General features: G+C 31.1%; 22 protein-coding genes. 14 read left to right on the top strand and 8 right to left on the bottom strand.

What is annotated here, in order from left to right; all coding sequences use genetic code 11:
- The first annotated feature begins 95 nt into the window (after positions 1 to 95).
- From dnaK to D6T69_RS12270, 7 genes are all read left to right on the top strand, one after another.
- Positions 96 to 2,003, top strand: a complete 1,908-nt coding sequence (gene dnaK / locus D6T69_RS12300) for a molecular chaperone DnaK (RefSeq protein ID WP_125068006.1) — start codon at positions 96 to 98, stop codon at positions 2,001 to 2,003.
- Positions 2,004 to 2,270: 267 nt separating this feature from the next.
- A complete protein-coding gene (locus D6T69_RS12295; protein ID WP_125068005.1) occupies positions 2,271 to 4,433 on the top strand; it encodes a choice-of-anchor D domain-containing protein in 2,163 nt (720 codons plus the stop codon).
- A gap of 89 nt (positions 4,434 to 4,522) precedes the next feature.
- Entirely contained in the window at positions 4,523 to 5,848 is a 1,326-nt protein-coding gene (locus tag D6T69_RS12290; protein WP_125068004.1) for a hypothetical protein, read from the top strand.
- Positions 5,849 to 5,937: 89 nt separating this feature from the next.
- A complete protein-coding gene (locus tag D6T69_RS12285; protein ID WP_125068003.1) occupies positions 5,938 to 8,853 on the top strand; it encodes a sensor histidine kinase in 2,916 nt (971 codons plus the stop codon).
- A gap of 2 nt (positions 8,854 to 8,855) precedes the next feature.
- The gene (locus D6T69_RS12280) at positions 8,856 to 9,605 is read left to right on the top strand and encodes a LytR/AlgR family response regulator transcription factor (protein ID WP_125068002.1); all 750 of its coding nucleotides are present in this window, start codon (positions 8,856 to 8,858) and stop codon (positions 9,603 to 9,605) included.
- A gap of 9 nt (positions 9,606 to 9,614) precedes the next feature.
- The gene (locus D6T69_RS12275) at positions 9,615 to 10,037 is read left to right on the top strand and encodes a secondary thiamine-phosphate synthase enzyme YjbQ (protein ID WP_125068001.1); all 423 of its coding nucleotides are present in this window, start codon (positions 9,615 to 9,617) and stop codon (positions 10,035 to 10,037) included.
- 60 nt (positions 10,038 to 10,097) lie between these two features.
- Complete coding sequence (locus tag D6T69_RS12270; protein WP_240628310.1) at positions 10,098 to 10,565, top strand: hypothetical protein; 468 nt, start codon at positions 10,098 to 10,100, stop codon at positions 10,563 to 10,565.
- Here the strand turns inward: D6T69_RS12270 and D6T69_RS12265 are convergent.
- Positions 10,560 to 10,994: a DUF7738 domain-containing protein gene (locus D6T69_RS12265; RefSeq protein WP_125067999.1), complete on the bottom strand. Its 435-nt coding sequence runs from the start codon at positions 10,992 to 10,994 to the stop codon at positions 10,560 to 10,562. The genes D6T69_RS12270 and D6T69_RS12265 overlap by 6 nt on opposite strands.
- A 114-nt stretch (positions 10,995 to 11,108) precedes the next feature.
- Between D6T69_RS12265 and D6T69_RS12260 the strand changes: the two genes are divergently transcribed.
- From D6T69_RS12260 to D6T69_RS12245, 4 genes are all read left to right on the top strand, one after another.
- A complete protein-coding gene (locus D6T69_RS12260; protein WP_125067998.1) occupies positions 11,109 to 12,422 on the top strand; it encodes an NAD(P)/FAD-dependent oxidoreductase in 1,314 nt (437 codons plus the stop codon).
- Entirely contained in the window at positions 12,409 to 12,717 is a 309-nt protein-coding gene (locus D6T69_RS12255) for a hypothetical protein (RefSeq protein ID WP_125067997.1), read from the top strand. The genes D6T69_RS12260 and D6T69_RS12255 overlap by 14 nt, the downstream gene beginning before the upstream one ends.
- A gap of 360 nt (positions 12,718 to 13,077) precedes the next feature.
- Positions 13,078 to 13,602, top strand: coding sequence for an alpha/beta hydrolase (locus tag D6T69_RS12250; protein WP_125067996.1), 525 nt, complete (start codon positions 13,078 to 13,080; stop codon positions 13,600 to 13,602).
- On the top strand, positions 13,599 to 14,522 hold the full coding sequence (locus D6T69_RS12245; protein ID WP_125067995.1) for an AraC family transcriptional regulator: 924 nt from the start codon (positions 13,599 to 13,601) through the stop codon (positions 14,520 to 14,522). The genes D6T69_RS12250 and D6T69_RS12245 overlap by 4 nt, the downstream gene beginning before the upstream one ends.
- A 138-nt stretch (positions 14,523 to 14,660) precedes the next feature.
- Here D6T69_RS12245 and D6T69_RS12240 read toward each other — a convergent pair whose 3' ends face one another.
- The 7 genes from D6T69_RS12240 to tpx all read right to left on the bottom strand — a co-directional run bounded on the left by D6T69_RS12240 (position 14,661) and on the right by tpx (position 22,134).
- The gene (locus D6T69_RS12240; protein WP_206197815.1) at positions 14,661 to 14,969 is read right to left on the bottom strand and encodes a hypothetical protein; all 309 of its coding nucleotides are present in this window, start codon (positions 14,967 to 14,969) and stop codon (positions 14,661 to 14,663) included.
- Positions 14,970 to 15,374: 405 nt separating this feature from the next.
- The gene (gene ribB, locus D6T69_RS12235) at positions 15,375 to 16,517 is read right to left on the bottom strand and encodes a 3,4-dihydroxy-2-butanone-4-phosphate synthase (protein WP_125067993.1); all 1,143 of its coding nucleotides are present in this window, start codon (positions 16,515 to 16,517) and stop codon (positions 15,375 to 15,377) included.
- The gene (locus tag D6T69_RS12230; protein ID WP_125067992.1) at positions 16,495 to 17,967 is read right to left on the bottom strand and encodes an LptF/LptG family permease; all 1,473 of its coding nucleotides are present in this window, start codon (positions 17,965 to 17,967) and stop codon (positions 16,495 to 16,497) included. The genes ribB and D6T69_RS12230 overlap by 23 nt, the downstream gene beginning before the upstream one ends.
- 93 nt (positions 17,968 to 18,060) lie before the next feature.
- Positions 18,061 to 18,714 (bottom strand): LolA family protein, encoded by a 654-nt coding sequence (locus D6T69_RS12225; RefSeq protein WP_125067991.1) that lies wholly within the window; start codon positions 18,712 to 18,714, stop codon positions 18,061 to 18,063.
- Between the two features lie 39 nt (positions 18,715 to 18,753).
- On the bottom strand, positions 18,754 to 21,222 hold the full coding sequence (locus D6T69_RS12220; RefSeq protein WP_125067990.1) for a DNA translocase FtsK: 2,469 nt from the start codon (positions 21,220 to 21,222) through the stop codon (positions 18,754 to 18,756).
- A gap of 27 nt (positions 21,223 to 21,249) precedes the next feature.
- Positions 21,250 to 21,630, bottom strand: a complete 381-nt coding sequence (locus D6T69_RS12215; RefSeq protein WP_125067989.1) for a diacylglycerol kinase family protein — start codon at positions 21,628 to 21,630, stop codon at positions 21,250 to 21,252.
- Positions 21,631 to 21,636: 6 nt separating this feature from the next.
- Positions 21,637 to 22,134 carry a thiol peroxidase gene (tpx, locus tag D6T69_RS12210; protein ID WP_125067988.1) on the bottom strand — a complete coding sequence of 166 codons (498 nt, stop codon included), beginning with the start codon at positions 22,132 to 22,134 and terminating at the stop codon, positions 21,637 to 21,639.
- 158 nt (positions 22,135 to 22,292) lie between these two features.
- Here tpx and D6T69_RS12205 point away from each other — a divergent pair, with 158 nt between their 5' ends.
- The 3 genes from D6T69_RS12205 to D6T69_RS12195 all read left to right on the top strand — a co-directional run bounded on the left by D6T69_RS12205 (position 22,293) and on the right by D6T69_RS12195 (position 24,583).
- Entirely contained in the window at positions 22,293 to 22,856 is a 564-nt protein-coding gene (locus D6T69_RS12205; RefSeq protein ID WP_125067987.1) for a fasciclin domain-containing protein, read from the top strand.
- Positions 22,857 to 22,983: 127 nt separating this feature from the next.
- Positions 22,984 to 24,372, top strand: a complete 1,389-nt coding sequence (locus D6T69_RS12200) for an MATE family efflux transporter (protein ID WP_125067986.1) — start codon at positions 22,984 to 22,986, stop codon at positions 24,370 to 24,372.
- Positions 24,359 to 24,583 carry a hypothetical protein gene (locus tag D6T69_RS12195; RefSeq protein WP_125067985.1) on the top strand — a complete coding sequence of 75 codons (225 nt, stop codon included), beginning with the start codon at positions 24,359 to 24,361 and terminating at the stop codon, positions 24,581 to 24,583. The genes D6T69_RS12200 and D6T69_RS12195 overlap by 14 nt, the downstream gene beginning before the upstream one ends.
- The last annotated feature ends 34 nt before the right edge of the window (positions 24,584 to 24,617 follow it).

Raw genomic sequence — 24,617 nt, 5'->3', positions numbered from 1 at the left:
TCTGTCAAAATACAAATAAAAAACCAATGGCATACACTTTGACTAATACTACTCGTAAAATTGAATTTAAAACTTAAAAAAGATAAATAAAGATTATGAGTAAAATTATAGGTATAGATTTAGGTACTACGAACTCATGTGTGTCTGTGATGGAAGGTAATGAGCCTGTAGTAATTCCAAATGCAGAAGGAAAAAGAACAACCCCTTCTATAGTTGCATTTGTAGAAGGAGGTGAACGTAAAGTAGGAGATCCTGCAAAGCGTCAAGCAGTAACAAACCCAACTAAAACAGTTTATTCTATTAAACGTTTTATGGGGAATAAATATTCTGAGTCTCAAAGAGAAGCAGAAAGAGTTCCTTATGAGGTAGCAAAAGGTGATAACGATACACCAAGAGTTAAAATTGATGATCGTATGTATACACCTCAGGAAATTTCTGCAATGATATTACAGAAAATGAAGAAAACTGCTGAAGACTACTTAGGTCAAGGAGTTTCTGAAGCTGTAATTACTGTGCCAGCATATTTTAACGATGCTCAACGTCAGGCAACTAAAGAAGCAGGAGAGATTGCAGGACTAAAGGTTCGTCGTATTATTAACGAGCCTACAGCTGCAGCTTTAGCTTATGGATTAGATAAAGCAAATGATGATAAGAAAATTGTAGTATTTGACTTTGGTGGAGGTACACATGATGTTTCTATCTTAGAATTAGGAGATGGAGTATTTGAAGTATTAGCTACTGATGGAGATACGCACCTAGGAGGTGATGATGTAGATGAAAAAATCATTAACTGGTTAGCAGATGAGTTTAATGCTGAAGAAAATATGGATTTACGTAAAGATCCTATGGCATTACAACGTTTAAAAGAAGCTGCTGAAAAAGCGAAGATAGAATTATCAAGCACAACTTCTACAGAAATTAACTTACCATATATCACTGCTACAGCTAGTGGACCAAAGCACTTGGTAAGAACGTTAAGTAGAGCTAAGTTTGAGCAATTAATTGACGATTTAGTAAAAAGAACTATCGAGCCTTGTCAAACAGCGTTAAAAAATGCTGATTTATCAACTTCTGATATCGATGAGATTATCTTAGTAGGAGGTTCAACTCGTATTCCTGCAATTCAAGAAGCAGTTGAGAAGTTCTTCGGAAAAGCGCCAAGTAAAGGAGTAAATCCAGACGAAGTTGTATCGTTAGGAGCAGCAATTCAAGGAGGAGTGTTAACTGGTGATGTAAAAGACGTATTATTATTAGATGTAACACCATTATCATTAGGAATTGAAACAATGGGTAATGTATTTACAAAGTTAATCGATGCAAATACAACCATTCCAACTAAAAAGTCGCAAGTATTCTCTACAGCAGTAGATAACCAACCATCAGTAGATATTCACGTATTACAAGGTGAAAGAGCGATGGCAGCAGACAATAAAACAATTGGTCGTTTCCAATTAACAGATATTCCACCAGCACCAAGAGGAGTTCCTCAAATTGAAGTAACTTTTGATATTGATGCAAACGGAATCATCAACGTATCTGCAGCGGATAAAGCAACAGGTAAATCTCAAAACATCCGTATCGAAGCTTCTTCTGGATTAACAGATGAAGAAATTCAAAAGATGAAAGCAGATGCAGAAGCAAATGCAGATGCAGATGCAAAGGCTAAAGAAACTGCAGATAAAATTAACGGAGCAGATTCCATGATTTTCCAAACTGAAAAGCAATTAAAAGAGTTTGGTGATAAATTATCAGCAGATAAGAAAGAACCAATCGAGGCTGCTTTAGAAGAGTTAAAGAAAGCACACGAATCTAAAGACCTTGCTGCTATCGATGCTGCAATGGAAAAGATTAACGAAGCTTGGAAAGTTGCTTCTGAAGAGATGTATAAAGCACAACAAGATGCACAAGCAAATGGAGCTGGTGAGCAAGGAAGTGCAGATGCAGGAGCTTCAGCTGAAGGAGGAGATAATGTAGAAGATGTAGATTTTGAAGAAGTAAAATAAATTTGATTGTATTATCCTAAAAAGCATTATAAGTTTTATTAGGACTGTAGATGTAAAAAAGCTCGTCATTTGACGGGCTTTTTTGTTTTTAAATAGGTATTAGGTGTTTTTAGAAAAAAAAAAAAGTGTTTTAGAAAAAGATAAAATCACTTCAGCAGTTTTTTCACTGTAAGAGGTGTCCTGTGTGTAATTTTACTTCCAATATAAGGGAGAAGTGCTTTATAACTATAAGGAAGCACAAAAAATAAATCAGAAAAATAAACACACATGAGAAAAAAAATTAACATGTATGCAAGTGCTATTCTTTTTGTACTTGTAAGTATCACAAGTTGTGATAAGGATGAAGAAATTATTCCAGCAGAGTTTTCTATTACTGATATAGAAAAGGATTTTGGAGCAGTAGAAGTAGAACAAACTATTAACTATTCGTTTAAAGTAACAAATGAGGGAGGTTCAGATTTAGAAATAGATGAATTTGTATTAAAAGGAACAAATGCTGCTGATTTTTCAACTAGTGCAGTACCAAAAGTAATTAAAAAGGAAGAATCGTATACTTTTGAAATTACCTTTGCTCCTTTAACAGAAGGAGAAAAAAAGGCTATCTTAGAAATTACGACTAATATTGGGAAAAAAGAAGTAAAAGTAACAGGAATTGCAAAACCAAAACCATTACCAGGTGTTGATTTAAGTGAAACGGCTTTGGTTTTTGGAAACGTAGAGATTAATCAAACAAAAGACGCTACGTTTACTATAACTAATAGTGGAGATGCAGACTTAGAAATTACAGGCTTTGAAATAAAAGGGACCAATGCTGCTAACTTTTCAACTTCAGCAACAACAGAAACTTTAGCTGCAGGAGAAACTAAAACCATTACGGTAGTATTTGAGCCAACCAATGTAGGAGAAAAAACAGCAAGTTTAGAGGTGACAACTAATGCAGGTGTTAAAGCCATTGCCTTAAGCGGTAAAGCTACAGCAACACCTATGTCAGTTATAGAGTTTAGTGAATCACCTATAAGTTTTGGGAATGTTGAAGTAGGTGAAGACTTATCTAAAAATATTATAGTTTCTAATACAGGAAATACAGATTTAGAGATTACTAATGTGAATATTATAGGAGGTAGTTCATCATCATCTTTTACAGTAATAGGAGGAACAAGTTCATTAATAAGAACTATTGCTCCAGGTGATACATATACTTTTGAAGTTAAGTTCACGCCAAGTTCACAAGGATTTGCTTCAGCATCTATTAGATTTTTTAATAACTCTAGTGAAAATGAAGTGTTTTTACCAATGAATGGAACAGGAACAGCGCCAGCACAACCTGCAATTGCTTTTAGTGAAACAGGATTAAACTTTGGTGATGTTACTGTAGGGAACTCTGGAAATGATTTAACTTTTGCTATTCAGAATAATGGTCAAGGAAATTTAGAGGTAAGTAATATTAGAATGAGCGGAGCCAATGCTAATAACTTTACTTTGGTAAATGTATCTGCACCACAAACGATTGCTCCTAATAGCTTTTATGAGGTAACAGCACGTTTTACACCACAATCTGAAGGACAAAAGCAAGCAATGATAGTTGTAGAAAGTAATGATCCTACAAAACCGAGTTATGCTATTATTATTAGTGGAAAGGGGTTGCAAGCTGCTACAGGTAATATTGTAAACATACCAGATGCCAACTTTAAGTCAGCATTGGTAGGGAATTCATCGATAAATACAAATGGAGATGGTGAAATTCAGGTTTCAGAAGCACAAGCTTACACAGGTGTCATTCGTGTAGATGGTCTTAGTATTTCAGATGTTACTGGTTTAGAGGTTTTTGAAAATATTTCACAATTTCATGCAATGAACAACTCTTTAACAAGTATAGATTTAAGCCAAAACACAGCAATAACACATTTGTCGTTAAAAAACAATAACTTAACTTCATTAGATCTTTCAGCTAATACAGCTTTACAAACAATATTAATTCAGCAAAATAGTATTAGTACAATAGATTTAACAAATCATTCTAGCTTAGTGAATTTTCAATGTGGAGGTAACAATATTTCTACGTTAGTGTTACCTACTATTGCAAACGGTTTAAGAACTTTATATTTAGAACAGAATCAAATTAGTACGTTAGATGTTTCTATGTATCCAGATTTAAGAACACTTGTTGCTTATAATAACAACTTATCAAGCATGGATATTTCTAATAATTCAAGAGTAATTTCATTGCATTTAAGAAATAATAATTTAACAAGTTTAAACGTAGCAAATGGTAATAATGTAAATTTCATTTATATGATTGCAGATGGAAATGATAACTTAACATGTATTCAACATGATGCTGGTTTTGATCCTTTGAATCCACCAAATACACAAGCAAACCAATGGGTTAAGCCATCTGGAGCTTCTTGGAATACAGTCGCATGTCAATAAAAAACATTCCCTTTAAATAGTAATTCAAGAAAGAAAGTTACCTGTGTAAAAAGCAGGTAGCTTCTAATAGTATAAAAACAATAATAGAAATGAAAAAATATACAATATTAGTTTGTTTATTCTTAGCTAGTTTTTTGTTTCATCAAACAGCCAATGCTCAGTTTGGTAACATGTTAAAAAAAGCTAAGCAAAAAGTAACAAAAAAAATAGAAGAGAAAGCTTCTTCATCAATAGAAAAATCAACTACAAGTTCAGATACTAATTCAACGTCTAATACAAATGAGTATTCAGATGAAGAGTTTAAGAAAGAGTTAGCTAAAAAGTATCCCAACGATAAAGAAAAGCAAGATTTTTATTTTAAAAAGTATAAAGAATATCAACAAAAACAAGTAGCGGAAAAAGAAGCCTTATTAGCTAAAGAAAATAGTAAAGGAACAGTTGTGAGCGAAATTCCTTCACCTATAGAAAGTAGTGAAAATGATAAATTTAAAGACAATCAAATTTATGTATTAAACAGAACGAAATTTAAAAAAATGCCTGCTTATGATGGTGGTTTTTCTGATAAGATGGAACTGTCTGGTTACTACCATTTATCACAATACTTTGTTAGAAATCCTTCAAGTCATTTTGATAGCAATCCAGGTGATATTTACGAAGGCTTTTCTATTGAATATGATCCAACATCATATCAGTTAAATGCATATTTTTCACCAAACCAAAAACGTTATGGTGTGGTTCCTGAAAAATATAGAAAATCTGCCGATAAAGGTAATATTCAGTTCCAATTTGGAATGGGAGGCGGACCAGAATGGACTAATGCTAATGTTCTTTTATTGGAACCAGGAGTATTATTAATTGGAGCAGAGGTATATCATAAAAACGATAACGTTGGTCATAAGTGGATGAATAATGCTCAACCAAAGCAGTTTGTAATTGCTGCAAAAAATCCAGAAAAAATTAAGAAGTATTATAAAAATCCTGAATTAACATCTCAAACAACTTTTGCTAAGTTTGATAACTTACGTAAAGATTGGTTAGGATCAAAGTTAAATAGTGTAACAATGCCAGCAAAAGGGAGTTTTGATAAAAACTCAGCAATTAAAAATGCAGCTGTAAGTGGATTGAATAAATATTATGGTAAAATGAGTATGAAAAATATATATCAATACATGACATCTGATAAATGGTCAACTGTAAAACATAAGGTAACAGGGGTACCTTTATATCAATGGGCTGTAGGAGCTGTTGTACAGAAAAATTCAGATGGGCAATGTATGTTGCAACAGTTTATAGTAAGAAAAGATTATATAGGTGGAGGAAAATATGGGAGTCCTTTTTTTAATGGAATTAACAGAGGAAGTATTAGAGCTCCTTATGGAGGGTATGTAAAATGTGATGCTAAACCTAAAAACTAAAATATAGACTTTAAGTTAAGAATAGTTCTAAAAGGTGGTGTTTTGCGTATTATTGCATAACCACCTTTTTTTGTAATAAAATTAAATTTGTGAAAAAAACTTTTTATATACTAATCTTTATTTCTTTTCTCTTTGAAAATGTATTTTCACAGGAGCCTTTTTATACACAATTTACATCTGATGATGGATTAGTATCTTTAGCAAATTATAATATTATACAAGATAAAAATAACCTAGTTTGGGTTGGAGGGGAGCAAGGTTTGTTTTATTACAACGGTAAAAGATTTAGGCAAGTTAAAAATACTATTTCTACCACAAAAAGTATTTTTAACTTACAAATAGATAAGGAAGGACAAATTTGGTGTTCGACCATTTCAGGACATATTTATAAAGTAGTAAATAAAGAACTACAATTATTTAAAGATTTTTCAAATGAATTGAAAGGAGCATTTGCAAGCTTAATTGTTTTTAATGATGATGTGTTCTTTATATCACAAAGAAAAAGTTACCAAATAGATAAAAAAACTGCGTCGATAAAAAAAGACCTAAATGCCAATATTTCTAAAATAGCAAAAACAAAAAATGGTTTTTTTTACTACAATTTAAAAGAAACTAATACTATAACTCAAGTTTATGAAGAAAGTGGGCAAGCAGTTTTTAAAAAAATAAATTTTGATATAGAAAAAAACTTTTTAAATGAAGGAAAGCTTCAAATGTTTGAATGGTTTGATGATGTTGTTGTTAAAGTAGAAAAGGAGAACTCAAAGATATTTTCAGTTAATATACATACGAGAAAAATAACTACCACAAAACTTCCTGAAGCTCTTAAAAAAGCACAAGTTTATAATACCAAAAAGTTTAAAGAAAACTGGTTGTTAACATCAAAAGGTATTTATATAACTTTAAACAAAAACAAAGTAAATAATACTAAACAAATTTTTAAAGATTATCATATAACTGATGTTCTAAAAGATAATGAGAATAATTATTGGCTTGCAACACTGCAAAATGGAATTTTCGTTGTGCCAAGTTTAGAAATAACGAAGAAAAGTTTTGTGGAAATAAAAGAAGATATTATCTCAATAGAAACCATTGGTAATAATAGATTATTATTAGGAACTCAAAATGGTAACTTAATAGATTACAATACAGAAGATAATTATTATAAAATTATCAGTTTATCTAATCAACGACCTGTTAATAGAATAAAATATAATAAAAACCTACAAAAAGCATATATAAGCACAAACGGAACCAGTAGCTATACATATGATATAAAAAAGTTGAAAATTACTAATGTAGGAAATCAGTTTACCACAGCTAAAGGTTTTACGAAAATAAATAAAGATTCATTGGTGTATCTATCATATCGACGTGCTATTATTTATACTCAACTTTCTAGAAATAAAGACTATATAGTTTTAGAAAACAAAAGACCTATTAGTACTCATTACGATTCAAAAAACAAACTTATTTACGTTACTTATATTGATGGAACAGTAGCCTATAACAATAAATTACAAACTATTCCAGTACATCATCAAAATAAACCTATTATTTTTTCTGAATACACTCAAACTACTAACGGTAAAATATGGGCAACTACAAGAGATAAAATTTTAGCTTTAGAGGCAGGAAAAGTAACTGATAGCATAACCTGTTTAAACGGATTGTTAAAATCTCAAATAAAAGGAATTTTAGGGAAGGACAATTTTCTATGGATTGTTACTGAAAAAGGAATACAGCGATACGATACAGATAAAAAAATAATAAATACAATAAACTTAACTGATAAAAGTGCTATAAAATTTAAAACTCCAGTAATACAAAATAATTATTTATGGATATCTGGTAACAATTTTTTATGTAGAATAAACACATCTGTTCCAGAGTTAATAGAACCAAAATTAGCTCCGTTAGCCTACATAAGTAATGTTAAAATTGGAGGAATAGAACAAGAAATAAAAACAAAATACAAACTGCCTTACAAAACTAACGACATTACATTTAACTTTAATGCTAATGGATTTAAATCTAGTAGTAAAAATGTTTTTCAATATAAACTTTTAGGTTTTAATACAGAATGGCAAACATCTGAGTTAAACGATGATGTAGTAAGATATATTGGAATTCCATCAGGAAGATATAAGTTTTTACTTAGAACCAAAAGTTTAGATGGAAGTATAGGAAAAGAAAGTAAAGGAGTTAAAATAATTGTACAAAAGCCTTTTTGGGAAAGTTGGTGGTTTATTGTGGCAATATTTATAATATCTGTTTTAGGAATAATAATATATTACCGAATTAAATTAAAATGGAAAGAAGAGGAAGGAGAACGAGAACTAGAAAGGGTAATTTTAGATAGTAGAATAAGTAAGTTAAGGCTAGAAAACTTACGCTCACAAATGAACCCTCATTTTATTTTTAATTCCTTAGGAGCTATTCAAGATTATGTAATGAAGAATGAGAAATATTTAGCAAGTGATTACTTAGTTAAATTTTCTCGTTTAATAAGAATGTATTTAAATCATAGTAGAGTAAATGTAATACTACTCAAAGAAGAACTTAGTTCACTCGAGATTTATATATCATTAGAGCAATTACGATTTGAAAATAAATTTAAGGTTCACTTCTTAGTAGATAAAAACATAAATAAAGATCAAATTGAAGTTCCGCCGTTGTTTATACAACCTTTTGTAGAAAATGCTATAAAACACGGACTTGTTCATAAGAAAGACCGAGGAAATTTATGGATAACAATAGAAGAAAATATTAACAAGGTTTTAATTATAACGATAAAAGATGATGGTGTTGGACGAAAAAAATCTTCAGAAATTAATAAGAAAAGAAAAGGGCATAAGTCTTTTGCTGTAAACGCTACCCAAGAGCGAGTTTCGTTGTATAAGAAAGAAAAGTTATTTGATATTTCAGTAGATTTTACGGATAAAGTAGATGAAAACAATAATGCTACAGGAACGATAGTAACACTAAAAATAAAAAGAATTTAATAATGAAAGCTTTAATAATTGATGATGAGGCAAAAGCACGTAGTGTAATGAAAACGATGCTTATAGAGTTTTTTCCTGAAATAAAAAATGTTATTACAGCAGATAACTTAGTAGATGGAGTAAAGTCAATTAAAGAAAACAATCCAGACATTGTTTTTTTAGATATTGAAATGCCTGAGTACTCAGGTTTAGAAATATTAGATTTTATTTCAGAGCCTATAGAGTTTCAATTAATTTTTACAACAGCATATCAACAATACGCATTAGAAGCACTAAAATTATCTGCAATAGATTATTTGGTTAAACCAATTGACAGAGAAGAGTTACGAGTAGCTATAAATAAAGCAAAAGTTAATATTAACCAAAAAAAGGTAACAGCACAATTTTCAGAGTTAAAAAAAGCCATTCAATCATTATCATCACATAAAATAGCTTTAGAAGTACCAGGAGAAATTATTTTTGTTTCGCATGAAGATATTTTATACTTAGAAGCAGATGGAATGTATACAAAAGTACATTTAGCAAATAGAGAAAGAGAATTAATTTGTAAACCACTAGCATACTTTGAAAATCAACTTCAGGGAAACAACTTATTTTTTAGATGTCATAGATCTTACTTAATAAACCTTCATTATTTAGAAAAATTTGTTAAAAAAGACGGAGATTTTTTACTAATGCAAAATCAAACAACAATTCCTATTTCAAAAACAAAAAAGCAAGAATTTCTAAAAATTATAAAAGAAGTATTTTAGATTTGTAAAATGCAATTTTACCAAAAAGAAATTCAATTACCAGCATTTAATAGAGGCTATCACTTAATTACAGATGTTTTGTTAGAAGCACTTCCAGAGCTTGAAAATATTCAAATAGGACAGTTACAGGTATTTATAAAGCATACTTCTGCTAGTTTAACTATTAATGAAAATGCAGATCCTACCGTTCGAATAGATTTCGAATCGCATATCAATAAAATGGTTCCTGAAAATATGCCATACTATAAACACGATTATGAAGGTGCTGATGATATGCCAGCACATATTAAAAGTTCTATGTTAGGATGTCAGGTACAAATTCCAATTACCAATGGAAATCTCAACTTAGGAACTTGGCAAGGAATATACTTAGGTGAGCACAGAAATTATGGAGGGAGAAGAAAAGTAGTATTAACAGCCTTTGGAAATTAAATGAAATATCATAAATTCAATTTTTACAGAAGTACGTACTGTGAGTTTAAAATGCAAAATATGAATTTCTTTGATGATATGAAGGCACATTTTCAAAGTAAATCAGGAAGCTATTACTATTACACAGAGGAGGGTGTTTTTCGTTATTCAAATCACTGGGGTAGAGTTGCCAATTGTCGTTGGAAGATTCAGGGAATAGAAAACTATAAAAATCAAAATTATTATGTAGGGTACGCAAATTGGTCTGATTTTTATCCATTAAATAGTACTGATAAAGTATTCTATTTAGAAGTAGATTATACAGTGCATAAAGTGAATATTAAAAGAGTTCAAAATAATTCAGAAGAAGCTCATTTTTTAATGACTTCAGAGTTTGCACATCAGCGTTTAAAGCAAGTTCAAACTTTATTTAAAGAGTATAAGTGGGCACGCTATTATGAAGAGGATATTGATATTTTGCGAAAAAAAATAATCAATAAACTAATAACAACAAACAAAACTCTACAACAAGTAAAGTTAGAGTTATAAATCTTTATAATCCCTGTTAACACCAATACTAAACCCAAAACGGGTGTCACTCTCTCTACCAAGTCTGTGAATAGCTACTTTACCTAATGGAATTTTACCAAACTCATTGTTTGTGATTTCTTCATTATTTAAAACAAGCTTTCCTTTAAACTGTTTTTTAGTGTTGTACTCACTTCTATCTTTTTTATTCTGATATATATTTATAGATAGAATATTATCCTTATCAGTATAGCCGCAAAAAATACCATGTGTATCCCAAATAATATAGTCATTACTTTTCTTTAATTCTCTACTAGGTTGACCTAAAACTTCAACCAAAGTACTATAATTAGTAGGGAATGTAAGAGGTTTGCTATTAATATGAATAACGTCCGTATCGCATACTATAGTTAAATTCGCTATTTTTTTCTTCTTAAAAAAATTAAACATAACAGTTCCTAATTTGATTAACGGGGGTTTAACGTAAAACTAAAAAATAAATTTTAACTAACTCCTTTCTCTTTTAGTTAAATTTGCTAATTAGATATAAAAGCCTAATAAATAATGAACATACCTCAAACAAGTTTTCCTCGAATAATAATTATAGGAGGAGGATTTGCAGGATTGGCAGCGGCAAGAGCTTTAGAAAACCAAGAATTACAGGTAGTTTTAATAGATAAACACAATTACCATACTTTCCAACCTTTACTATATCAAGTAGCCACAGGAGGATTAGAGCCTGATAGTATAGCGTTTCCTTTGAGAAAAAGATTTAATGATGTAGAAAACTTTTTCTTCAGATTAGCAAAAGTAACCCAAATACATGCCGAGAAAAACTATATAGAAACTACGATAGGAAATTTAGAGTATGATGAGTTGATTATAGCCACAGGGTCAACTACAAATTTTTTTGGAAATACAAATATTCAAAAATACGCGATGGAAATGAAATCAGTTCCGCAGGCATTGAATATTCGTAGTTTAGTTTTAGAGAACTTTGAAGAAGCATTATTGGTAACCGATTTAGAAAAGCGAAGAGCATTAATGAATTTTGTTATTGTAGGAGGTGGGCCAACAGGAGTAGAGTTAGCTGGTGCTTTAGCGGAAATGAAAAAAGGAATTTTACCTAAAGATTATCCAGATTTGGATATTCGACAAATGAAAATTAACCTTATTCAAAGTTCAGGAGAGCTATTAAAAGGAATGAGTAACAAGGCTTCTGAAAAAGCAGAAGACTTCTTAATAAAGTTAGGTGTAGATGTATGGAAAGATCTTCGTGTACTTGATTACGATGGAGAAACTGTTACTACAAACGGAGAAGATCATTTTAAAGCACAAACTGTTATTTGGGCAGCAGGAGTAAAAGGAGTTGCTGTTAATGGTTTAAATGAAGAATGTGTAGTTGAAAGAGCTAATCGATTTAAAGTAGATGAATACAACAAAGTAATTAGCTACGATAATATTTATGCTATTGGAGATGTAGCATGTATGAAAACAAAAGACTATGAAAGAGGCCATCCTATGATGGCGCAACCAGCCATTCAACAAGGTAGGTTAGTAGGTAAAAACGTCTTAGCGAAATTAGAGAATAAAAAACAAAAAGCATTTGTGTATAACGATAAAGGTTCCATGGCTACTATTGGAAGAAATAAAGCAGTAGTAGACTTACCGAGCTGGAAATTTCAAGGTGTTTTTGCGTGGTTTATTTGGATGTTTGTACACTTATTCTCACTTATCGGATTTAGAAATAAAGCAGTTGTGTTTATGAATTGGGTATATAACTACGTACGTTTTGATAGAGAAACAAGGCTAATTATCCGTCCTTACAAAAAGAAAAACAAGTATAGTTTTAAAGAACAAGAAAATGGCAATTACTAGAAATGTTAAATGCCCAAATTGTGGAGTTTTTAATAAGAATAGAGATTACTGCAAAAACTGTAACACATTAATTTCTTTTGAGAAAAAACAAGAACAAAAAGTTACAGCATATAAAGAAGAGGAGTTTAAAAAAGCAAAACATGAAATAGAAAACCCCAATTTAGCAGAACGATTAAAGAAACATCCGCTTTGGCTGTATCGTGTTGTTGGTTGGGTTTTATATTCAGCATATTTATTAGTCAGTGCTATTGGTGCTTTAATAGCATGGTTTATAGCTATGGTGGCAGCAGGATAGCGTGCAGAAAAAGATACTTACATATTATTTTATAGTTTCGATAATTATAGGAAGTCTTATTTATACCGCACAAAAGCTTGGTATAAAACTTCCTTCTTTCATTAATAATTATGTGAACGATTTTTTAATAATACCTATAGTATTAACAATATGCCTCTTTGTTTTACAATGGAGTAGAAACAATAAGAGTTATCAAGTTTCTTTAGGTGTAGTATTTTATATATGTGTATTATATTCCATATTATTTGAGTTTATATTGCCTAAATATTATGTAAGATATACAGCAGATATATTAGATGTTGTTTTATATTTTGCTGGTGGCTTTGTATTTTTAGTCTTGCAAAAAAAGAATAGCAGCACATGAAAAATAGGCTAATAATTTTATCAGATCTATGGGGAGCTGAAGATGCTAGTTGGGTTTCTTTGTATGTAGATATGTTGTCTAGTTATTTTAAGATTACATTTTATAGTAGTTGTGAGTTAGCTGAAATGCCGAACGAAGATTTATCAGAAGAAGAACGCCATAGTTTTTTTCTAAACGGTGGAGTAGAAAAGGCAGTTAAAAACTTAATAGAGTTAGAAAATGGACAACTTACGGTTTTAGCTTTTAGTATAGGAGGAACCATAGCTTGGAAAGCCTGTTTAAAAGGTTTAGATGTTAAAAAACTTTATGCTATTTCATCAACAAGATTACGTTATGAAACTGAAAAGCCAAAAGCCGAAGCAATACTTTATTTTGGAGAAGAAGATAACTACAAACCAAATGATAACTGGCTTAAAAATATGAAAGTAAGTCATAATATAATTCCACAGAAAACTCATGAGATGTACAAGGAAGAAGAGTTTGCCATTAAGTTATGTTTGCAAATAAAGAGTAGTCTATGAAATCATCTGAAAAAATACCTAATAAAACAGTCGTACGGATAAGTAATGCTATTGATTTTATTGAAGGAAATTTGGATAAAAAACTTGTTTTAGAAGAAATAGCAGAAAAGGCCTATTTCTCTCCATATCATTTTCATAGACTTTTTAAAGCCGTAACTAAAGAAACAGTAAATGATTTTATTACTAGAAAAAGAGTAGAAAAGGCAGCTTCTTTTTTACTAAATAAAAAGAATAAAACGGTAACAGAAGTATCCGAAATAGTTGGTTTTGTAACCCTATCATCATTTTCAAGGACTTTTAAAAAGTTTTACGGAATGAGTCCTGCTGAATTTAAAAAAGAAAGCCCATCTAAATATAGCAAGATTTGTAAAACAGAAAGCAAGAATGGAAAAATAGAAACACAGTTTGAACAATACATTTGTAACATAGATACAAACTTAAAATGGATGCAAATGAAAGCTAAAACTGAAGTAAAAAAAATGCCAACTTTAAAAGTGGCTTACTTAACACATCAAGGAAAAATGGATGCAGTAGAAAATGCTTACCATAAATTAATGAAGTGGGCTTATCCTAAAGGGTTAATGCAGCAGGAGAACTTAAGAATGTTAACGGTATATCACGACAGTCCTAAAATTACTGATGAAGACAAAATAATAATGAGTGTTTGTTTAACTTTAAATTCAGAGGTAAAAACTGAAGGAGAAGTAAGTGTAAAAGAAATACCTGAAGCAAAATGTATAGTATCTCGTTTAGAAATTACTCCGTCAGAATTTCAACAGGCATGGGAAAGTAGTTTTGTGTGGATGAGTGAACATGGTTTCAAAAAAGCTGACCAAGACCCGTATGAGATTTTTTATAACAACCCTAATGAACACCCAGAAGGTAAATGCATCGTAGATATTTGTATTCCTGTGGAGTAGAAAGTCATTGTAGTACTATTGATGTATGTTGCATAGAGTCTTTTTGGATACTATGCAACATCTCAATTTTATAAGACAGTTGTATCTAGTCAGCTAACGATTTAGGTTAAATGCTGAGTAAGGTATTACTACTATTCTTTATGATAATTCTTTTAGAGGAGTTTTAGGTTTTGAAGATAGCATGCTTCTAACAATAAAATAACTAGCCAATCCACAAACTATACCTGTAATTGCAGCAGGAAAAATAGTATCATCACCTATTCCTACTGTAGAGGCAAATATTACAATTCCCAAAATTTCTGCTCCAAACCAAGAGCCAATCATTATACCTTTCCACTTTTTAGGGTTTTCTCCTTTTTCTTCTGCTAATTCAGCTATTTTTTTACCTAAAAAGACTATTGCTAATATTTCTAACATATTTTTATTTTGATTAAATTTTCTTTTCACTTTTAATTCTCAATGTATACAACTAACATATGAGCATAATAAAAATTACTATTATATTCTTTAATAACAAATAGGAAGAAGTCTATAGCAATTTTTATTGAGTCAAATATAAAAAAATAAACATAAAAGATGTTTAATTATCATCGGGCAATACCCCAAGCCTAATTGGGATGTCTTTTCCTGTATAAGGGGAGTGGCACCCCTATAGTAAGGGGAACGATACTCCTTGGGTAAGGGGAGTAACATTCATTGCCTAATAGAAGTGTTTTTAAACAAACTATTTGTTGTAGAAAAATGTTAGTTAATTAGTAAGGTTGAAAAAGAAGACTGTAATTACTGATAGTTATATAAAACAAAAATCCCGAGTTAACAAACTCGGGATTTTTGTTTTATATTATTTTTTGATTAGTAATTTACGTAATCAACAATTTCTAGTCCGTAACCAATCATACCTACACGTTTGGTTTGTTTGGTGTTAGAAACTAAACGTAGTTTATGAATGTGTAAATCGTGCAAAATTTGAGCACCAATACCAAAATCTTTATTGTCCATAACTACATTAGGAGCTTTCATTTCTCCTTTAGCTTGGTTTTCTTTTAAAATACGAAGTCTGTTTAATAAGTTCAATGCTTGCATTTGCTGATTTATAAACAAGATAGCGCCTCTACCTTCATCATTAATAACCTTAAACATTTGGTCGAGCTTTTTATCAGCGTTGTTAGTTAAAGTTCCTAATATATCGTTGTTTACCAAAGTAGAGTTTACACGAGTTAAAATAGGTTCGTTTTTGCTCCATGTACCTTTAGTCAAAGCAATATGTACTTGGTTATTGGTAGTTTGTTGGTATGCACGTAAACGGAAATCGCCAAAACGGGTTTGAACATTAAAATCTTCTTTCTTTTCAATTAATGAATCGTGTTCCATTCTATAAGCTACTAAATCTTCAATAGAAACAATTTTTAAATCGAATTTTTTAGCAACTTTCATTAGTTGAGGTAAACGTGCCATGGTACCGTCTTCATTCATGATTTCAACGATAACTCCTGCAGGTTCTAAACCAGCCAAACGAGCAAAATCAATAGCGGCTTCAGTATGTCCAGTTCTACGTAATACACCTCCATTTTTAGCTTTTAAAGGGAAGATGTGTCCTGGTCTAGCTAAATCAAAAGGTTTAGTATCTGGGTTTATTAAAGCTTGAACAGTTTTAGCTCTATCTGAAGCAGAAATACCAGTAGTAACACCATTACCACGTAAATCTACAGATACGGTAAAAGCAGTCTCCATAGGGTCTGTGTTGTTACTAACCATCATTCCTAATTCTAACTCTTTACAACGAGTTTCAGTTAATGGGGTACATATTAATCCACGACCATGGGTTGCCATAAAGTTGATCATTTCGGGAGTGATTTTTTCAGCAGCAGCTAAAAAATCACCTTCATTTTCACGATCTTCATCATCAACTACGATAATAACTTTACCGTTTTTAATGTCTTCTATAGCTTCTTCAATTGTGTTTAATTGAATATTAATTGGAGTTTGTGTTGTCATTATGTTGTGGTTTTCTCTTTTTAGAGAATAAGTTTTTTACAGAGTTTCGTATTGGAGCAAAAAAACTATTAATATCAAATAGTCCTTTGTCTTTGGTAGCCCTAACAGTTAAAGTTATAGCCAAAGGTAGCATTAAAAATACACTTAGCCAAGATCCAGTAATGGCTGTAAGTGAGCTTTCTTCTGCTAAGTTTCTTCCAAAAGTGTTGGAGAAGAAGTATAAAACATAAATACCTATAGCCAAAATCATAGGCAATCCCATTCCTCCTTTTCTTATAATGGAACCTAAAGGCGCTCCAATAAAGAAGAGTAATAAACAAGAAAGTGAAAAGGCTACACGGTTGTAAAATTCAATGTCGTATAGGTTTAAATACTTTCGCTTGTTTTTTAGGGTGTCTTTGTTAGACTTGTTATTGTTTATTGTACGCTCTAATTTAGAAGTAGCTACAGAGAGAATACTTCGTTTTTCTTTTAATTCAAAGTTTTCAAGAATATTTAGCGAAAGGTCTTTGTTAATCAATGAATCAGGATACTGATGTAAGTCTTCTACATCAATACTTAAAAATAAGTTTTTGGCTCTACTATGAACAAAAGCATCATAACTTTGTTTCAAAGTTGGTAAAGTATCTTTTAATTGAGCCAAACTTAACATGTTGTAGTTTGTTTTATATTTCTCTTCTTCTAAGTCGTCATTGCTAAATGAAGAAATATCAATATTAATGGTGTACTTTTCAAAATCAGCATAGGAAGCAGGCATTTTTTCTCGCTCTTTAAAGGAAGCTCCGTTTTTTAAATGATGTTCAAAGTAGTAACCATCTTTTAAAACTAAAGTCATATAACGACTGCCTTCTTCTGAAAGGATTTCACCACTTTTTGCGGTAATAATTTTATTGTTTCCTTTTTTTGAAGATAAGTCGTAAATCATTACTTCTTTTAAAAGGTTGTCGTCTTCACCATATTTTTCTTTAAATTTTATTTGAAAGTTAGGTATCTCAGTATTAAAACTTCCAGCAACTAAAGCAATGGCAGGTTGCTTCTTTTTAATGTTTACCTTCATGTTCAATTGCTTAAGCATTGCGTATGGGTATACATAATTAAGAAACAAAAAGTTGATACCACTTAAAAAGATAGCTAAGAAAACAATAGGGCGTACCATACGTTGTAAGGAAACACCTGCAGATTTTGCGGCTGCAAACTCGTAGTTTTCAGATAAACTACCCAGTGTCATAATAGAAGACAGTAAAACACCTATAGGTAAGGCTTGAGGTGCTACAATGAGGGTGGTGTACCATAAGAATTTTAAAATAATTCCTATACTAATACCTTTCCCCGCAAAATTATCAAAAGCTAACCATAGCGCTTGCATTACCAGTACAAATAAAATGATAAAGAAGGTTGCTAAAAAAGGAACTAAGAAGCTTTTTAATATATATCTGTCTAATGTTTTCACAGATGCAAAGGTAGTAGGTTAGTGGCATATAAACACAAAAGTTTTGTTAATGATTTTTTTAGTAAACCAGTAACAAAACTTTTATGTAATTTTTTAATCGATATAGTATCCTTGCTTAGCGTACTTAGTTCTATCGAAAGAAAAAAGTTGAGCAGATATAGGTTGGTTACTTTTAAACTTAGTAATAGTAAAGGTAGTTTCAGCACCGTTAGAACCTATTTGTGTTAATTTGTAGATGTGCTTTGTTTTAGCATCAATACCTAATTTAACTTTTACAATATCAGAATTACTGTCAATAGGAGTAAGGTCTATATATTGAACTTTACGTCCGTTACTGTTCTTTAAAGCTCCCATTTGATAATTATAACCCTCTTTGTAAAAAGTTAATAATTTAGAAGGGTAAATAAAACCGTCTTCTTCATCTAAATTACCGTTGTTAATGCTAACTTCTTTTTCGTCTTGGTTAATAACAACTAATTTTTTTCCATCAAAAATAAAAGTATTTCCAAGGTAATCTAAGTTGTATTTTTCACCAGATAGGGTAATTTTACCTCTAATTGGTGGGTCGTTGGTAATACCAGCTTCTCTATTTATTAAAGAAGAGTTAAAACCGATAACCATGTTTCTGTAGGTACCCATTTTATTTGAAACTTCGTCTAGCAATTTTTTTGCTTCAGAAGAATTTGTTTGTCCCATAGCACTAATGCTAATACATAATCCAATAAATAATAATCCTATTTTTTTCATCGTCTTTCTTATTTCCACTTTCGGAATAGTTTATAATTATTAATTCTTTTCACTCTCTAACAATTGCTCTAAGGCAATTAAATCTGGTACAAGTACTTGTCGTGCTTTACTACCTTCAAAAGGTCCTACAATACCAGCAGCTTCTAATTGATCTATCAATCTACCTGCACGGTTGTAACCTAACTTCAATTTACGTTGCAATAACGATGCCGAACCTTGTTGAGCAGTAACAATAACTTCAGCTGCTTCTTTGAACAGTTTGTCTCTGTCCGCAATATCAACATCAAGATTTGTGCCACCTTCTTCACCAACATATTCTGGAAGTAAATAAGCTTCTGGATATGCACGTTGAGAGCCAATAAAATCAGTGATTTTTTCTACTTCAGGAGTATCTACAAAAGCACACTGAATTCGAGTAATATCATTTCCTCCAGAATACAATAAATCACCTCGACCAATTAATTGGTCTGCTCCTGGAGCATCTAAAATAGTTCTCGAGTCAATTTTTGAAGTTACTCTAAAAGCAATTCTAGAAGGGAAGTTTGCTTTTATAATACCTGTAATTACATTAACGGAAGGACGCTGTGTTGCTACAATTAAATGAATACCTATAGCACGTGCTAATTGAGCTAAACGAGCAATAGGGGTTTCTACTTCTTTTCCAGCGGTCATAATCAAATCAGCAAATTCGTCAATTACCAATACAATGTAAGGTAAAAAGCGATGTCCGTTTTCAGGGTTTAGTTTACGAGCCTTAAACTTAGCGTTGTATTCTTTAATATTACGAACCATTGCATTTTTAAGCAAGTCGTAACGATTATCCATTTCAATACATAAAGAGTTTAAAGTGTTAACTACTTTGGTAGTATCTGTAATAATAGCATCAGAATCATCTGGTAATTTCGCTAAGTAATGACGCTCTATTTTATTGAATAGTGTTAATTCTACTTTTTTAGGATCAACTAATACAAACTTTACTTCAGCTGGGTGTTTTTTATATAGAAGTGATGTTAAAATAGCATTTAATCCTACCGATTTACCTTGTCCTGTAGCACCTGCCATAAGTAAGTGAGGCATTTTAGCTAAATCGATAACAAAAGTTTCGTTTGAAATAGTTTTACCTAAAGCAATAGGAAGTTGCATTGGTGATTCTTGGAATTTCTTTGAAGAGATTACCGAATGCATAGACACGATAGTTGCTTTTTTATTTGGTACTTCTATACCAATAGTTCCTTTTCCAGGAATAGGAGCGATGATACGTATCCCTAAAGCTGAAAGAGATAAGGCAATATCGTCTTCTAAGTTTTTAATTTTTGAAATACGAACTCCTGCTTCAGGCACAATTTCATATAAGGTAATGGTTGGACCAACGGTTGCTTTTATTTGTGCAATACCAATTTTGTAGTTTTTTAAAGTTTCTACAATTTGATTTTTCTTAGCCTCAAGTTCAGTAGGGTCAACAGAAATGCTTTCATTATATTCTTTTAGTAAATTAAAAGAAGGAAATTTAAAATTTCCTAATTCTAGGGTAGGGTCAAATTCACCAAAATCTTTGAGTAATTGATCAGATAAGTTTTCAGAAACACTCTTTTCTTCTGCAATTTTTTCAATAGCAACTTCTACTTCTTTTTTACTGTCTTCTGATATATCTATTATAGGCTCGTTAGTTTGAGTAATATCTAAAGAAATCTCTTCTCTCTTTTCGTTATTTGAAGTTTCATCAACACCAGAATAGTTAGAAATAGTTGGTTGTAAATTTTCTAGAGATAATTCAAAGTTTGATTTATCTTTTTTAATTTCTTCAGTTTTAGAAACTTCAGAATTGGTGTTAACATCAGCATCATTTACAATAGTAGAGTCGTCTCTGTTAACTTTTGGAGTGTTTTTTATAGCATTAGCTTTTTTCTCTTTATTAACTTTTACTTTTTCGCTAATTGCTTCAGGAGTAATACTAAAGCGGATGATTAAATAAGCAACTAAAAAGAAAATGAGTAAAATAGCCAGCCCTGTTTTACCTAAGAAAGTTTGTAAGTATTCATTCAATTCAAAACCAATAACACCAGACAATAGTGCATGCTTTTTTTCAACAAAACCAAGAGCTGTTGCAAACCAAAGCATAATAAGAATAGCCCAATTCCAAGAAGTGATAATTCTTTTTAAATTGGTTTGTAGTAAAATTCTAGCTCCCGTTAAAAATAACGTTAGAGGTATTATGAAGGCTCCTAAACCAAAACCTTTATATACAAGAAAGTTGCTTAGTTTGGCGCCTATTTTTCCTAGTAAGTTTTTGGCAGGAATCGTTCTGTCAGCAAATTGATTTAATGTGCTTTGATCTTCTTGCCAAGAGAAGAAAAAAGAAATAAAAGCAACGGTTAAAAATATAGAAAACAGTAGCAGAAAAAAACCAAGAATAGTTTGATTTTGTCTGTTAGAAAAAAAGGTTTTAATCCTTTTAATAATAGATTTTTTTGGCTGTTTTTTTTGAACAGTTGTCTTCTTTTTTGCCATGTATTTTTGTTAGAAATAAATTGAACGCTACAATATAGCTATTATTTTAGGAAGGTAAATTATCCCAGCTATAATTAAAGATATTGTTGCAGCAAATGCAGGAGCACCTGCAGCAATATCTTTAATAAAGCCTATTTTTTTATGATAATCAGGATGAATAAAATCAGCTACTTTTTCAATAGCTGTATTTAAAGCTTCGGCCACTAAAACAATACCAATCGCTAAAGTTTGAATCATCCATTCTGTTGCAGATATATTAAAGTAAAATCCGAAGATGGTAGCAATTAAAGCAAATGTAAGTTGAGCTTTTATGCTATCTTCTGTAGTTATTAACAACCACATTCCTTTTACTGCAAATTTAATACTACGTATGCGTCCTTTTAAAAAGCCGTCATTCGGGTTCTTCATATGTTTTTAAAGAGCTTTTAATGCAGCTTCATAATTAGGTTCGTCTACAGTTTCGTTTACTTGTTCTGTATAGGTTATATTACCATTTTCATCAATGATAACAATAGAACGAGAATGTAAACCAGCTAAAGGTCCTGTAACAATTTCTAATCCATAGTCTTTACCGAATCTACCAGCAGCAAAATCAGATAACATTACTACATTTTCAATGCCTTCAGCACCACAAAAACGACCTTGGGCAAAAGGTAAGTCTCTAGAAATACATAAAACTTTAGTATTTTCTAAATTGGCTGCTTTTTTGTTGAATTCTCTAACTGATGTAGCACAAGTACCTGTATCGACACTTGGGAAAATATTTAAAATTAATTTAGAGCCACTAAAGTCACCTAAATTTTTAACAGATAAATCAGTTGCAACTAACGAAAAATCAATTGCTTTAGTTCCAGTTTCAGGTAAGTTACCTATTGTTTCTATTGTGTTACCTTTTAGAGTTATTGAAGCCATTTTATATGTGTTTTAGGAAAATCAAAAATAAGAATAATTAAATAACTTATAAGAATATTCTAAGTTTTCCTTAGGATTTTAATTTCTTGTAAAACCAGAAGACAATCTTTTTCGTAGGTATGATTAAATAGAAATATTAATTTAAAAAATCATTATTTATGAAAATCTTAAACTTTTTAAAAGTAACCGTTTTAGCAGCCGCTTTATTTACCAGCTATAGTATTACGGCACAAGAAAAAACAAAAATGGTTGGGGGCGCAGAAATGTATCCATCAAAAAACATTGTACAAAATGCTGTAAATTCTAAAGATCATACAACATTGGTGGCTGCTGTAAAAGCAGCAGATTTGGTAGATGTTTTATCAAGTAAAGGCCCTTTTACAGTTTTTGCTCCTGTAAACAAGGCTTTTGATAAGCTTCCAGAAGGAGTAGTTGAATCATTATTGAAACCAGAAAACAAAATGAAATTACAAGCTATTTTAAAATACCACGTTGTTGCTGGTAAATGGAGTGCAAACGAATTAGTAAAAATGATAAAAGACAAAGGAGGTAAAGTTGCTATAGAAACCGTTAGTGGTGGTAAAATCACTGCATGGATTAAAGGGAAAAATGTTTACATATCTGACGCGAATGGGGGAAAAGCAAAGGTTACTATTGCAGATGTAAATCAATCTAATGGAGTAATTCATGTAATTAATAGTGTTTTATTACCTAAATCGTAAGTACGAGAATAAAGTGTAATTATTTTGATGTTATAGAAGCCGCTTTTTTAAGCGGTTTTTATTTTGTTATAACCCTACATTATTTTAGATAACAGTTGTATTTTTGCAAGCTGAAAAGTGAACTAAATTGAACATCAAACAATATACATCAGAGTTTAAATATAATTTAAAACTGGCTGCTCCAGTAATGCTAGGTATGTTAGGGCATACTTTTGTGAGTTTTATAGATAACATAATGGTAGGCCAACTAGGAACTGCTGAGCTAGCAGCGGTTTCATTAGGTAATAGTTTTATGTTTATTGCCATGTCGTTAGGTATTGGTTTTTCTACCGCAATAACTCCTTTAATTGCCGAAGCTGATTCTTCTAATAATTTTGCAGAAGCAAAATCTACTTTTAAGCATGGGCTTTTCTTGTGTACTATGATGGGAATTATGTTGTTTTTGGTAGTTTTCTTTTCGAAACCATTAATGTATTTAATGAAACAACCTATAGAAGTGGTTGAGTTGGCAATTCCATATTTAGATTTGGTAGCTTTTTCGTTGATTCCTATGATTGTTTTCCAGGCATTAAAACAGTTTAGTGATGGAATGTCAATGACACGCTACCCTATGTATGCAACATTGATTGCTAATGTGTTAAATGTATTACTGAATTACTTACTTATTTACGGTAAGTTTGGTTTTCCTCAATTAGGTATTGTAGGAGCTGCATACGGAACGTTACTATCAAGGTTTGTAATGGTAGCGTATTTATGGTGGTTGTTAAGTAAAAAGGAACGTTCAAAACGTTTGGTTACTAATATCAAGTTTTTTGTGTTAGATACTTTGATGATTCGAAAAATCATAAATTTAGGTACACCAAGTGCTATGCAAATGTTTTTTGAAGTGGCCATTTTTACGGCAGCAATTTGGTTGAGTGGATTGTTGGGAAAAAATCCACAGGCAGCGAACCAAATAGCATTGAATTTATCTTCTATGACGTTTATGGTAGCAACAGGATTAAGCGTTGCTTCTATGATTAGGGTGGGAAATCAAAAAGGATTAAAAAACTATAAAGAATTACGAAGAATAGCATTTTCAATCTTTTTCTTGGGAACTATATTAGCGGTTGTATTTGCTACTTTCTTCTTTGTCTTTCATAAATCATTGCCAAATTTATATGTTGATTTAAGCGATGCTGAAAATTATGCAGATAATATGGAAGTAATGAGTATAGCAGCAAACTTACTAATAGCTGCGGCAATTTTTCAAATTAGTGATAGTATACAAGTTGTAATGTTAGGAGCTTTACGTGGCTTACAAGATGTAAAAATACCTACATTCATCACTTTTATATCGTATTGGGTAGTAGGTTTTCCTATTAGTTTTTTCTTCGGTTCAGAAGAGATGTATGGAAGCTTTGGTATTTGGTTAGGTTTGCTTGCAGGGTTAACAACAGCATCAATTTTACTTTTTATACGATTTAATAAATTAACTTTACAATTGATTAAAACAAAACATAATGAACTTACCTAAATTTTTATTAGCAGATAATAGCAATCACCCAGAAGATATCTTTGTTTTACATACAGAGTATCCTCGTTTTTTAATCAATTTAAAAGATGATGAAATTGAGTGGTTTGAAGACTTGTCTAACGAAAACGAACAAGATTTAGCTAATGAGTTAGAGGGCTTAATTGAGGCTGCAGGGGTATTTTATGACGCTGAAATGGAAGGATTAGAATAAAGTTTATTGAGAAGACTACAATAAATTATATTTT

Origin of the sequence: Tenacibaculum singaporense (genome assembly GCF_003867015.1) — a bacterium.
GTDB lineage: Bacteria > Bacteroidota > Bacteroidia > Flavobacteriales > Flavobacteriaceae > Polaribacter > Polaribacter singaporensis.
This window is presented reverse-complemented; position numbering and strand designations above follow the sequence as displayed.